9 protein-coding genes and 1 other annotated feature are annotated in these 13,824 nt (G+C 45.0%); of the genes, 7 read left to right on the forward strand and 2 right to left on the reverse strand.

From position 1 onward, the window contains the following. Nucleotides 1-309: 309 nt before the first annotated feature. Nucleotides 310-1,041, reverse strand: a complete 732-nt coding sequence (locus KJS52_RS26640) for a hypothetical protein (RefSeq protein ID WP_213520629.1) — start codon at nucleotides 1,039-1,041, stop codon at nucleotides 310-312. Nucleotides 1,042-1,276: 235 nt separating this feature from the next. Between KJS52_RS26640 and recD2 the strand changes: the two genes are divergently transcribed. After that, complete coding sequence (gene recD2, locus KJS52_RS26645; protein ID WP_213520631.1) at nucleotides 1,277-3,673, forward strand: SF1B family DNA helicase RecD2; 2,397 nt, start codon at nucleotides 1,277-1,279, stop codon at nucleotides 3,671-3,673. Between the two features lie 488 nt (nucleotides 3,674-4,161). On the opposite strand, the gene KJS52_RS26650 is transcribed toward recD2, so the two are convergent. Continuing rightward, the gene (locus KJS52_RS26650; RefSeq protein ID WP_306433609.1) at nucleotides 4,162-4,770 is read right to left on the reverse strand and encodes a nucleotidyltransferase domain-containing protein; all 609 of its coding nucleotides are present in this window, start codon (nucleotides 4,768-4,770) and stop codon (nucleotides 4,162-4,164) included. A 163-nt stretch (nucleotides 4,771-4,933) separates the two neighbouring features. Between KJS52_RS26650 and KJS52_RS26655 the strand changes: the two genes are divergently transcribed. From KJS52_RS26655 to KJS52_RS26680, 6 genes are all read left to right on the forward strand, one after another. Next, nucleotides 4,934-5,965, forward strand: coding sequence for an ROK family protein (locus tag KJS52_RS26655; RefSeq protein WP_213520635.1), 1,032 nt, complete (start codon nucleotides 4,934-4,936; stop codon nucleotides 5,963-5,965). Nucleotides 5,966-6,295: 330 nt separating this feature from the next. Beyond that, entirely contained in the window at nucleotides 6,296-6,871 is a 576-nt protein-coding gene (locus KJS52_RS26660) for a sugar O-acetyltransferase (RefSeq protein WP_213520637.1), read from the forward strand. Nucleotides 6,872-7,204: 333 nt separating this feature from the next. Further along, nucleotides 7,205-7,738 carry a zinc metalloprotease gene (locus tag KJS52_RS26665; protein ID WP_213520639.1) on the forward strand — a complete coding sequence of 178 codons (534 nt, stop codon included), beginning with the start codon at nucleotides 7,205-7,207 and terminating at the stop codon, nucleotides 7,736-7,738. 10 nt (nucleotides 7,739-7,748) lie between these two features. Continuing rightward, the gene (locus KJS52_RS26670; RefSeq protein WP_213520641.1) at nucleotides 7,749-8,405 is read left to right on the forward strand and encodes a hypothetical protein; all 657 of its coding nucleotides are present in this window, start codon (nucleotides 7,749-7,751) and stop codon (nucleotides 8,403-8,405) included. 56 nt (nucleotides 8,406-8,461) lie between these two features. Next, nucleotides 8,462-8,678: a binding site (T-box leader), on the forward strand. A 334-nt stretch (nucleotides 8,679-9,012) separates the two neighbouring features. Continuing rightward, nucleotides 9,013-10,731: an arginine--tRNA ligase gene (argS, locus tag KJS52_RS26675; protein ID WP_213520643.1), complete on the forward strand. Its 1,719-nt coding sequence runs from the start codon at nucleotides 9,013-9,015 to the stop codon at nucleotides 10,729-10,731. A 1,267-nt stretch (nucleotides 10,732-11,998) separates the two neighbouring features. Beyond that, nucleotides 11,999-13,714: a copper amine oxidase N-terminal domain-containing protein gene (locus tag KJS52_RS26680; protein ID WP_213520645.1), complete on the forward strand. Its 1,716-nt coding sequence runs from the start codon at nucleotides 11,999-12,001 to the stop codon at nucleotides 13,712-13,714. Nucleotides 13,715-13,824 lie beyond the last annotated feature (110 nt).

Genomic DNA, 13,824 nt, shown 5'->3' on the forward strand with positions numbered 1-13,824 from the left:
TAAAAAGGTATCCTTCACAATTATTTAGGCGATTTTTATTTGTCAAGTATTTTTTTGAATGATAACTGTTCATCTATTAAAGTCTTGCTCTTACAATTGTTGGGGCGAACTGCATAAGTCCTGTATAGAAATCTAACGAATACTCATAACGCTAAGGGCAGAAATTTGCCCCAATTACAGCGAAAGTCGCAACATAAGACGATATATATTCATTAAAATTGAGAAAGACTTCATTTGTCACAAATAGCATTATCCAGTTTCTTTAGCCAACAGCTGCTTCACTTTCACGGACAGCCCTCGCTCGCTAGCCTACTCGTTAGCTTGCTTTAAGATCTCCTGCTTAATGACTTCGATTAGCTCAGCCTTACTTCTGCCCGGTATCCCTTTTTCTAAAGGCGTATTCATATCATAGGACTCGAACGCTACATATTCATGCTCGCTTATTTGAAGTTGCGGCTGTTGCTCTATTTTCCTAAGCGGCAGCTCGGCTTGGTCTGCATCATCAAACATAATTTTAAAAGGAATTATTGCTGGCCTGAACGGCTCGTTGTTCCTCTCCGCGCCCAAAAACAAAATATAGCTTTTGCCTTGCTCTGGTACTGTAAAATAGGGCAGCTCAAGCTTCAACTCATATATTTTGTTAAGATGCTCGATCCGCTTGATTTGATAGTTTGCAATCGCTACCTCAATACTTCCTTCCAGATCTCCTTTATACGCTTCTTCAATCTCGAAGGCATACACCTCACTAATTATATTGCCCGCTGAATCCAACTGTTCAATAAATGTTCCGTACTGCCCGATGACAATATGCTGAGCGTAATCGACCAAATGTTTTACGCTGCTGGCCACAGCATAATCTGCATTCGCTTGAAGCATATAAACCTGATTCTGTTGATTTTCTTGCTGCTCAGTTTGCATCGCACCTGCAACAGCCTGCTGATTTGCAACATGGCTGGAAAGCGAGCAGCCTAAAATCAGCAGGCAAAGTATTATGAAGGCGGCCAGCAGCTTTATTTTTATGGAAAGATAAGAGGAATTCATGCTCCCACTCCTTTTTCCGAGTTTCTTACTAGACGTACTATGGAAAGTTTTGGTTGCATTGGCTTGAAATCGTCTATAGAAGAAGGAGATGTTGCAATAGTAGACAGCATTTGCAGATTAAAGCATAATGTTAGGTGCATAAGCTGCCGCAGCGCAGCTGTACGGACGGCAAAATGATTAAGCGAAAGAAAGGCTCAAACGCAACATTATTGACCGGAAAGCGGAGGGAGAGCAAATGCTAGGAGCGTCAAGTCTGAAAAAACGGATGCCTGAGTGGCTAAAGACAATGGAGACGAATGAGCTTGTCAAACGGGCTGTAACTATTTTTGAAGAATTGGTTTACGATGAGGAATCAAGCTATGGCGCTTACGTTTGTATGGAAGCTGACAAGCAAGCCTTTGTCATAAGCGGAACAATTCCGTTTCGACTAAAGCAGGAGGTCAGCTATCAGATCGAAGGCAAGGTTGCGCTTTATAAAGGAATGAAGCAAATCAAAGTCAGCGCAGTCTATACCTCCAGACCTGTTACGCTGGAGGGGATCATCCTGCTGCTGCAAAGCCTTGATGGACTGGATAAACGAGCACATACGCTTGCCGCTCATTTTGGGGAAGCGGTTATGGATGTTGTGGTTGAGCAGCCAGCGCGAGTTGCCGCTGAGCTTGCAGGTGTTAGTCTTCGCCAAGCGGAAGCCTGGAGCCAGCAGCTTAAGCTGCTGGGAGGAAATTTTGATGTGCTGGCCAAGCTGCAGAGCTGGGGAATTGGCTTGAACCAGGCTCGTAAGCTGATTGCTGAGCTTGGCCAGCAGGTTGATCAACTGATAGAGAAAAATCCTTATCTGCTCAGCAAACGAGTTAGAGGCTTTGGCTTTCGCCGCTGCGATCGGATTGCAATGCAGCTTGGACTGGACATGCGTTCACGCAGCCGTATGCTTGCAGCCATTCGCTATATATTGCGCGAGGCATCCTATGATGGACATTGCTTTATTGAGCGTGAAGCATTAATCGACAAAGTGAAAGCGACGCTCAATATATCGTCGGCAAGTGGGCTGAATGGTGCAGACCATGATGGACAGGCAGTAAATGCAATAGCAGTAAGCTTTAAGCGAGCGGAGCTTTCACAGCTGCTTGAGCAATGTGTGCAGCGCGGCAAGCTGGTTGAAGAGCAGGATCGGATTTATTTGCCGGAGCTGTATGAGGCCGAGCTTAAGACAGCAGCGCAAATCTTGCGGATTATGCTGCATCCGGCACAGCGATTTGAGACGGCAGCTGCGGATGCTGCTGCTTATTTACAGGAAAAGCAGCTTCATTTGGAGCGAAAGCAGCTGGAGGCGGTCATCCAGTTTAGCGAGCAAAGCGGAGGCATCCATATTTTGAATGGCAGTGCGGGCTGCGGCAAAACGTTCACGCTTAATATTATTCTTGATTTGCTCGAGCTGCAATACAAGCAGCGCGGACTGCCGTTTGAGGTTAAGCTGTTTGCACCGACAGGCAAGGCTGCAAAGGTAGCGTCCAAAGCAACAGGTCGCCCTTGCACAACGATTCACCGCGGACTAAGCTATAACCCGGAGCGCGGCTTTGAATATAACGAGCAAAATCGTTTGCCTGTCGATTGTATCGTACTGGATGAGAGCTCGATGCTCGATATGATGCTGGCCAAGCATTTGCTTTGCGCGCTGCCAGAGCATTGCAAGGTCATTTTGCTAGGAGATACAAAGCAGCTGCCGAGTGTAGGAGCGGGCAATGTGCTGCATGATCTTATTGCGAGCGGCATGATTCCGGTCGTGACGCTTGATGTTGTCAAGCGCCAGGGCAAGGATTCAGGTATTATCGCAAATGCGAACAGCATCATACAAGGAAGAATGATTGCCGAGCAAGCACCGACAGGCGATGCGTTCGTTATTGCTCAACCAAGCGCAGCGCGCATGCAAACTGCTGTGCTTCGTTCCATTGCACGATTAATAGAAGCACACGGCTATTCGCTTGAGGAAATTCAGGTGCTGTGTCCGCAGCGCAAAGGCGAAGCCGGCACGTATGTAATGAATTGGCTGATTCAGCAAGCATTTAATGAGCAGCAACCTATGCTGAAGGTCGAGAATTGCAAATTCGCCAAGCAAAATGCAGAAGAAGAGCAAAGTGAACAGCTTACGCTGTACTTCATGCCAGGCGACAAGGTTATCCATACGGTCAACAACTACAGCAAAATTTGGTACAGCAAGGACGAGTCCGGTGCATATATCGAGAATAAGAAGCTGCTTGGCATTACGAATGGAGAATGCGGCGTAATCGAGGACATTTGCATTGAGGAAGCTGAGCAAGGCGAGCGTGCAGTCGTAATTGTGCGGTATGAGGACGGCTATGTCAAATATGCAGACGGCCTCGATGAGCTCGATCATTGCTATGCAATGACCGTACATAAGTCGCAGGGCTCGCAGTGGAAGGCAGTGATTTTAATTGTTATGCCGGAGCATGCCCATATGCTGAACAACAGCATACTTTATACGGGCTACACGCGGGCGCAGCAGTTTGTATGTGTCATCGGCCAGCCTCGCGCAATTGAACTAGCGATTACTAATTTCAAGCATACAAAACGCAACAGCAGCTTGAAGCAACGATTTACCGCAAGTGAGCAATAAGTAAATAGAGAGGCTTCTTGACTAGCGCTATGCTAACGAAAAAAGCAGCCATTACATATTTGGTGGTACCGCGGAAACAACAGCTCTCGTCTCAATAAGGGACGGGAGCTGTTTTAATTTAAAGCTGTGAAAGCAAGGGGGCGTATCAATCCCCCAAGTAGAGTAGCAGCTTCACTATTCATAATAATTATGCAAATCAATTCACTTGGCGTGGCCTGTCGATTGTCGGAAAACGGGCGTTGTCTTAACATGTGTAATTTGTGGCGGGCGATCGGGATTTTCGATTTTAGAAAGAAGCATTTCAGCAGCCAAAAAGCCCATTTCAGAACATGCCTGCTTTGTAAATGGAGTGAAGATTTGGACATATGAACATGTTGTAGCGCAGCGGTAGTTATGGATAGGTCAAATGATATCCATAACTACCGCTATTTTTGCTGAACTGACGTTTTCAGTTAGTTAAAAGCAGCAACGAGCAGTTACGCTATATATTAAAGAAAGTTGATCCAGGCATGACCTTCTGGAAATTGCCGGTTTAAAGAGGATTTCAGCCATGCTTTTTCTTGTGGTAGAAGTGAAGGAAGCATCGTTTGGAAATCATGATAATCCTTTTCTCGTATTTGCGAACTACCTGCTTTATGGAGCAGTTGAATTTCAGGTCTTAAATAGGGTATGCCATCAACAGTTTTTAAACAAATTTCATCAAGTGGTCTTCTGATTGATTTATCTCTCTTATAAGTCCAAAAATTCTCTTCGGTATCAATTATCATAATTTGAAATGCCCAAGGCGCTTCACTACTCTTACTGACCCAAATGTCTTCCGTGGAGTTCAAATACTCTCCATCTTCCCAAAGATCAAGCTTACCATCCTGAGCCTTGTATAACATCCAATCACGTTTTAAATGCTGATAAGCGATTAATTGCTCATCTCGAATGATAATAACATCTATATCGCTATGTTCTCTTGTTTGCTTACATAGATGCAAATCTAAAGCCCAACCTCCAGCGATACACCACTGAAGCGGCATGTCAGAAAAAACTTTATTTATTTCCGGCACAGTTATTGGCATCCAATTACTTATATCCGTTCTCAAATCCATTCCTCCTATTACTTCTATACTTTTAGCTTTTCAATCCTACTCTATCATCATTCCAACAATGTTTCCTTCAAAATCTGATTTAAAGTAGACATACCAGTGAAAAAACATTAAAATTACACTTATTAAAAGTATTTTAAAAACTAAAGTGACTGGAGCATCATGAATGAATTCGATTACCAATAATACGATGCGAGTCAAGAGAATGAATCAAGAAATAGTCAGACAGGCTTTAAAGACGATGCAGCAAGGTACAAAGTCTATGATTGCACAAGCTACAGGGCTAAGTGTCGCCACCTGCGGCAGCATTCTAAATGAGTTGCTGAATTCCGGCGAAATAATGGAGCTGGGCTTGGAACAATCAAGTGGCGGCCGACCGGCCATGCTATACCAATATAATCAGAATTTCTCTTATATTGCCTGCATGATTGTTAGAGCTGGTGTAAAGGCGCATTCTCTCACTTATACGATTGCCAATCTGACAGGTGAGACCATTATGGAAGGGTATCAAGAGCATGAGCGGATTAATCCTTCAATAATTTATCAAACGGTTGATCAGCTCATTGATCAATTTCCTCAAATCCGAGCAATTGGGATTGGAATTCCGGGTGCAGTAAATCAAGGAGTGGTGAATGTTAGCGATATCCAGGAGCTGATCAATATACCATTGGAGGCTGCCATTCGCGAAAAGCATGGAGTAGAGGTCATCCTGGATAACGACATGAATCTGACAGTATATGGGTTCTACCAAAAGCAAGGATACGAGGAAGAGAAGTCACTTGCGGTTGTAACATTTATCGAAGGCAGCTTTCCTGGAGCAGGAATGATGGTGGATGGTCATATATACAGAGGGAGTACTCGCTTTGCCGGGGAAATAGCCTTCTTGCCGCTTGGCATATCTCTTGAAGAGCTCTACCAACAATTGCATGATCGAAGCACATTTCATTCAATAGCTGGTCGTTCCGTATCCAGTTTGATTGCAATAATGAATCCGGAGTTGGTTGCTTTAACGGGAAGCTTGGTTGAATACGACGATGTAGAGCTTATCCGTCAGGAATGCCTGAAGTATATTCCAGAAATGCATATCCCGCAACTGACGCTGCTCGAGCATCCGGAGGAGGACTACATGTATGGATTGATTACAATGACACTGGAAAGCTTGGCCTATTCACTGCAATTGGTAGAGAAAAGGAGGTAGGACAAAGCTGATGACAACGGCTGACAATCAGAATCCACGAGTTGTCCGAAACATCCTTTTCCTGCTATTTGCCTTGCCAGTGCTGTCCTTTGCTTCATGGGTTTCTCGTACCCCTGACGTGTTGCACGAAAAGGTGCACGTTTTGTCATACTGGGTGCCTCTTTCATGATTGTGATTGGATTTGCAGCTATCGGAATTGGTGAAGCCGATTATTGCATGCTATGATTGCGGTGCTTATTGGCATTATCATCTCAGCGTGTCTGACCAGATCAGCTAGACCAATACAAAATTCAGAATACTTTACTTAATAATGAGAGGATAGGATGAAATATGAAATCAGAAAAGCAGAAAATGCTGGCTGGCGAGCTATATAAGGCTTGGGATCCCGAATTGACGCGTGATCGCGCATATGCCAGACAGATGACACGGATATACAACCAGACTACCGAAATGGATGATGAGCTGCGAGTGCGGATCCTTAAAGAACTGCTAGGATCGACCGGAAATAACCTGGGAATGGAGCCAAACATCCGATTTGACTACGGCTATAATATTCATGTAGGCGAAAACTTCTATGCAAACTTTGATTGTACGATTCTGGATGTCTGTGAGGTGCGGATAGGCGATAACTGCATGTTCGGACCCGGGGTGCACGTCTATACGGCAACACACCCTGTAGATCCTTACGAGCGGATTAAGGGCCCGGAATACGGTAAACCCGTAACGATTGGCAACAATGTTTGGGTTGGCGGGCGAGCTGTTATTAATCCGGGTGTAACGATTGGAAATAATGTCGTTATTGCATCAGGAGCCGTCGTGACAAAGGATGTTCCGGACAACGTGATTGTTGGTGGTAATCCTGCGAAAGTGATTAAAGAAATTGAGCTAGAAACTGATAAAAATTAACCTGTGTGATGTGAGCATCGATCGATCATTTCTGTTTTAATATTGAGATGATCAATCGGTGCTCTTTTTTTACTGGCAAAAACTTTAATTATTGAAGTGAATTCTTTAATTTCTTACATTGAAAAAAATATTATATATTCTATTATTTTACATATATTCAACTTGGTGGTTGCTAGCGTATTAAAATTCAAGTGAAGAGAGGGAAGTTAATGAAAAAAAAAGGTTATGACGCTTATGATGCTGCTATGTGCTTGCTTCGTACTAGCGAATTACGCCCCTGTTAAGGCACACGAAATTTATTATGAGGGTACTCCGCCTAATGGAACCGCTATTGTGTTAAAATGGAACAAATTAAGCTCCGGTAAAGCGCATTTGGAAATGAATGGTGATTATTTAAGCTCAAGCTACAGCGGTCAGTACGCAACGGCGGCTATTATGTGGCCCACCTACTCATCGAAAGTAAAAGTCGATCAAGCTTCGTTCTCATCATCCACTGTAGATTTGGCTACAGCAACAGAATCGTACTGGAATAATCGTTTCGGCTATCTGATCTCACGCAATTATTTAGGCATATGCGACGCGACTACGACTGACAATGTATTGATTACCTCACCGCAAACAGCGAAAAATTCATCGAAAAAAATTAAACACGCTTCCATCTATCTTACTCCGTTCACCTCTGACCTTGAATCGAACAACCATAAGATCCAGCTTATGGTCCATGAAATTGGCCATGCGCTAGGCTTGGGGCACTCTGACGCAGAGTTTTATCCATCAACAGCCGATTCTGTCATGAAGCGCTATGGCTATCATGGCTACTACCCTCCAAGAACGCATGACATCAATGATTTGAATAATAAATATTGAGGTGAAGCAAATGAGCATACTGAAAAATAAAGGACTTTGGATTGGCGGTTTGATTGTAGTGATTGCTATTGCTGTAATCATCGGCTTTCAAGTACTAGGCAAAACAAAACTGCAGCCATTATCGCCAGAGCGTATTGCAGAACTAAGGGAACAGTACCCTGCCTACAATGAAGATCCCGAGTTCGTAACGATGAAAAGCTCGTCTTTTATGGAAATTGTTGATATTGCGGAAACCGTTATTATAGGCGAGGTTATTTCCGAGCTGCCGCCATATGAGGTTGATCTTGGCAAGCTTGGTGAGGTGCATGAAAAAATAGGCGAAAAGCAAGCAAGCCAAGGGCTTCCAGTATATAAGCCAAGCTTCGTGCAATATGAAGTACAGGTCGAGAAGGTCATTCGCGGCGAGCCTGTAAAGGATACGATTCTGCTTGCCTATAATTCAGACTTTGTCGGTTATGAGCCTAAGCTGGAAAAAGGGATGAAAATTGTAAGCGGTGTTTCGGCGGGCCAGGAGCTTCATGAAGGCAAGCATTTCTTTACTCGCTTTGGCACCTACTATATTGTAGATGATCATTATGTGCTATCGGCAGTGGATGACAGCTATTCCAAGCTGATGAATGGCCAAACATTGGATTCACTAATTAACGAAATTGTGGCACGCAAATAGATGAGTGCTGCTTGCAATTTTGTTTAATTTGGGTAAAATGAGATAAAACCAAAATGAAATCATCGAGGAATGGGAGAGTACTTCAGTCGAACGGTTCAAGCGAGCTGGGATGGTGGGAGCCAGTGCACGAGACTGTAAGGAAGCGCACCCAGGAGATAATTTGCTGAAATTAGTAGGCAAATTCGGTCATCGACCGTTATCAAACGAGGTGGCGAAGGAATAGCCTTCGTACATTGAGTGGTACCGCGGGGACTTTAGGCTCTCGTCTCAATAAGAGACGAGAGCCTTTTTTAGATGTGGTTTAAAAATTCGACTTTGATGACGATGCGAAGCTTCGTAGCTTAGTCGGCGGCGAATCTTGCACGCTAGCGAAAATTCCGGTGCTCACGTAGGTCTATCTACGCTGCGCTCCTCATTTTCTAACTAGCGTGCAAGCTTCTTGGTCCTGAAAGCCGAATTTTTAAACTTCTATTGGAAGATGTGGTTTAAAAATTCGACTTTGATGACGATGCGGAGCTTTGTAGCTTAGTCGAACAGATGATGCTAGATGTTCGATGTTTTTTCAATAAGGTAGAGCCTAAGGCAAAATAAGGGGGCGTATGTAACGATGGAAATGTACAAGACGATCATTGCCAAGCAGCTTTCTAGTTTGCTGGAGCAAGTTACAGAGGAAGAGATTAAAGCGCTGATGGCTTATCCGCAGCATGCTGACATGGGGGATTTGTGTCTGCCATGCTTCAAGCTGAGCAAGCTGTACCGCAAAGCGCCGCAGCAAATAGCCGAGCAATTGGCTGAACAGCTATCGGGGGATATCATTGAACGTGTTGAGGCGGTTGCAGGCTACGTCAATATTTATTTGGAAAAAAGCAAGCTGGTACAGCAGCTTGTGCAACAGGTGCTAAACGAAGCTGACAAATTTGGCGCTCGTAATATTGGACAAGGCAAAACGATCGTTATTGATTTTTCCTCACCCAACATTGCCAAGCCGTTTCATATTGCTCATTTGCGGTCGACGGTTATCGGCCATGCCTTGTATCGAATCTTTACGTTTCTAGGCTATAACTGTGTGCGGATTAATCATCTCGGCGACTGGGGAACGCAGTTCGGCAAGCTGATCGTCGCTTATCGGCTTTGGGGCAATGAGCAGCGGATTGCAGAGCATGGCATTGATGAGCTGCTGCAGTTGTATGTGAAGTTTCATGAACAGGCCGAGCATGATCCGTCCTTGGAGGAGCAGGCTCGCCAATGGTTTGTGAGAATGGAGGCAGGCGATGAGGAGGCACTGCAGCTATGGCGCCGCTTTGTCGATATTTCCGTGGCTGAGTTCAAGCGAATTTATGCGCTGCTCGGAGTTGAATTCGACTCCTACGCTGGCGAAAGCTTCTACAACGATAAAATGGAGCGGGTCGTGTCAGAGCTGAAGCACAAGCAGTTGCTTGTTGAGGACGACGGTGCATCATTGGTCAGACTCGACGACTATCAAATGCCGCCTGCGCTCATTTTGAAAAAGGATGGCAGCTCGCTTTACCATACGCGCGATATTGCCGCGGCGCTGTACAGAAAATCCGCCTACAGCTTTGACAAGGCAATTTATGTTACCGATTATGCACAAAACCTGCACTTTCAGCAATGGTTCAAAATTATTGAGCTGCTGGGGTATGAATGGCATAAGGATTTGCTGCATGTCGCATTTGGCCGAGTCAGTTTGGAAGGGATGGGACTGTCCACTAGAAAAGGAAACATCATCAGACTGGAGGAAGTGCTTAAGCAAGCGATTGCCAAAACAAAAGCGATTATTGAAGAAAGAAACCCGACGCTTGCCGACAAGGATGAAGTAGCGAGACAGGTTGGAGTTGGGGCGATCATATTTAATGATTTAAGCGCCAGCCGCATTAAAGATATTGTGTTTTCCTGGGAGGATGCGCTCAGCTTTGAGGGAGAAACTGGACCATATGTGCAGTATGCGCATGCTCGGGCGTGCAATGTGCTGAGAAAGGCCGAGCAAAAGTTTGGCGAGATCGAGTTCAAGTCCTTGGGAGCTGAGGCGTTTGCTGCACTTACAGATGAGGCTTCGATTCAAGTCGTTAAGCAACTGGCGCAATTCTCAGAAAAAGTGGAGCTGGCTATGAATAAGCTGGAGCCATCAATCATTAGTCGCTACACTGTTGATTTGGCACAAAGCTTTAATCAGTTTTACCATCACAATCCGATTTTAAATGCGGAGGAAAATGTTCGTCAGGCAAGGCTGGCACTAGTGCAAGCGGTACAGATTGTGCTGGGGAAAGGGTTAGAGTTGGTAGGCATCACAGCCCCCAAAGAAATGTAATGTAGAGGTTGTTTAAAAATAGGACTTTGATGACGATGCGATTGCGTTGTAGCGGATTCGACGGCGAAGCTTGAACGCTAGCGAAAATTCCGGTGCTCACGTAGCTAGTGCCTACGCTGCGCTCCTCATTTTCTACTAGCGTCCAAGCTTCTTGGTCCTGAAAGCCCAATTTTTAAACTTCTATATTGAAGGGTTGTTTAAAAATAGGACTTTGATGACGATGCGATTGCGTTGTAGCGGATTCGACGTCGAATCTTGAACGCTAGCGAAAATTCCGGTGCTCACGTAGCTTATTGCCTACGCTGCGCTCCTCATTTTCTACTAGCGTCCAAGCTTCTTGGTCCTGAAAGCCCTATTTTTAAACTTTAATTTGAAGGGTTGTTTAAAAATAGGACTTTGATGACGATGCGATTGCGTTGTAGCGGATTTGACGGCGAATCTTGAACGCTAGCGAAAATTCCGGTGCTCACGTAGCAAGTGCCTACGCTGCGCTCCTCATTTTCTACTAGCGTCCAAGCTTCTTGGTCCTGAAAGCCCTATTTTTAAACTTTAATTTGAAGGGTTGTTTAAAAATAGGACTTTGATGACGATGATTGGCGTTGTAGCGTATTCGACGTCGAAGATGTCACGCTACCGAAAGCTGCGGTGTTCACGTAGCAAGTGCCTACGCTGCGCTCCTCGCTTTCTAGTATCGTGCCATCTTCTTGGTCCTGAAAGCCCAATTTTTAAACTTCAATTTGAAAGGTAGTTCAAAAAGTCCGACTTTGATGACGATGATTGGCGTTGTAGTGTATTCGGCGGCGAATATGTCACGCTACCGAAAGCTGCGGTGCTCACGTAGCTTTTGCCTACGCTGCGCTCCTCGCTTTCTAGTATCGTGTTTCTTAGACCAGCCAAAAAAACTCCAACGGAGGAGCAAAGCATCCGAAAAACGAAGTGGGTCGCCTTTAACATCGTAATGCAACCTTATAAATTCAAATAAGAGCATTACGATTTAAAAAGCGACTGGAGGATGCTTTGCTCCGGAGTGCTGAAAAACGAAGTGGGTCGCCTTTAACATCGTAATGCAACCTTAAAATTCAAATAAGAGCATTACGATTTAAAAAGCGACTGGAGGATGCATTGCTCCGGAGCGCTGATTTAAAAAGCGACTGGAGGATGCTTTGCTCCGCAGCGCCTAAAAAAATCATATACGCCTTTTCTATATGATGGTATGATATTGCGTAGTTATGATTATGGGGAGGTTGCTTAATTGATGAGGTTGAAAGTGAAAAAGATTCTAGCTGTCATCATGGTGTTAAGCATGGTTATTGCCGCGGGCTGTCAGGCAGTGGCGGGAGTAGACTTGAACCAAGTCATCAAAAATATGATGAAGGTAACATCGGCTGAAGGAAAATACGAACTGGAATTCAAGCTGAATTTAAATGAAGATGAGCTGGCAATGATGGCAGAAGAGGCTGGCGAGGACGAGGAGCAGTCGGAGCAATTCATTGAAATGCTGCGCCAATATTCCCACGTGAAGCTTGCAATCAATGAATATAAGCAACAGGATGAATATCACGCTTCGATGAAGGGCGCGATTACCTTTGGTGATCAGACTTCGCTTGGCTTTGATTTGAGTATGTCGGATAAGCTGGCTGTGATTAAGCTTGACGGCGCCAAGCAGCCATTTTCACTGGATTTGACAGGCGAGCATGAGGAAGAGCTGAGACGCTACTATTATGAAACAGAGCTGGGCTGGGATTATGAAGAAATGTTCGGCTCAGAGGAACTGGAAGGTACCGCTGAGGCAGACTATGACGAAGCCGCTGTGATCGCTGCTGTTCAAAAAATGTCAGAGCTGATTACTGATTTTAGCGTTGGTCATTTGCCTAACATTGAGCGTTTGTCGGTTAAGCCTGTTACCGAGCAAATTAATGGAGTGTCCACTGATTTAATAGCGATTCAAGGCGAGATTAAAGGCTTGGAGCTGTGGGACTGGGCTAAGAAGCTTGTAAGCTCACTGGCAAGCGATCGTGAAGGTCTGGAAAAGCTGATTGGAGAAATATTCAACATTTACGCTGAGCAGGAAGAGCAGCTTGCCGCACTTGGCCTTGGTGGTGCTGAATCTTACGTGCTTGGCATTGGCGGTCCGATGCCAGAAGCTGAGGATGATGCGGGAGAATACATCGAAACGGAAGAGGAAGCTGAGCTGTCTCCTGAGGAAATCAAGCAGCAGGTTGTCGATGATCTGCTGACTATGCTAAGCGAGCTAGAGCAGTCGATGACTGAAATGAACGAAGAGGATCTGTTGGTGCTTGAGCAAGTGCTGAATGATTCCTTGCAAATTGCATTTGACTATCGTGTGGATTCAAGCTTGAATTTGCGCAAGCAAAGCTTCTCGCTTCACTATTCTATTGATCCGGCCTTGAAGCAAGAAGCCGAGCTTTATGGTGTTGACGGCTTCTCTATTACGGCAGCGTCCCAATTCTGGAATGTGAATGGCGAAGTGAAGGCTAAGGAGCCTGCCAAGACGCTGAATACGGTAAGTGTTGAATCATTAGCATACATGCAGGGCTTTGAAGTTGTTGAGCTGTTTGAAAAAGACAGCTTGATAGATAAGCTGCTGCGTGAGCAATTCCATATTACAAAGCAAAGCTATTGGAATTACTTGGACGAGGAATGGGAATACAGCGTCTACTTGAATGAAAAGAAGCAGGCGATGATTCCGGCAAGAGATATTATGGAGCAATTTGGCGGCAAAGTAACGTATAACCCGCAAACAAAGCAAGTTTTCTTGCTAGATAAAGCGACGAATACAACGATTGAAATCGCTGCAGGCAGCAATGTTGCCGTTATTAACGGTGAAGAGGTGCAATGGTCTGCTCCAGTTGAGGCGCGCCATGGCATCGTATTTGTGCCAGCACGTGCAATGGCTGATGCGTTGGGTGCCGAGATTGACTGGTACAATGAAGGCTATCTGGAAATTACGAGAGAGCCGTAATGTTATCACGTTATCATTATAAATTCTGATAATCATCAACGATATCAATAGAGCTTTTACAAGCAAATGCAGTGCTGATCGCGCAAGCCTCGGGATAGAAACAGCCCCCG

This window comes from Paenibacillus montaniterrae, assembly GCF_018403185.1.
Lineage (GTDB): Bacteria > Bacillota > Bacilli > Paenibacillales > Paenibacillaceae > Pristimantibacillus > Pristimantibacillus montaniterrae.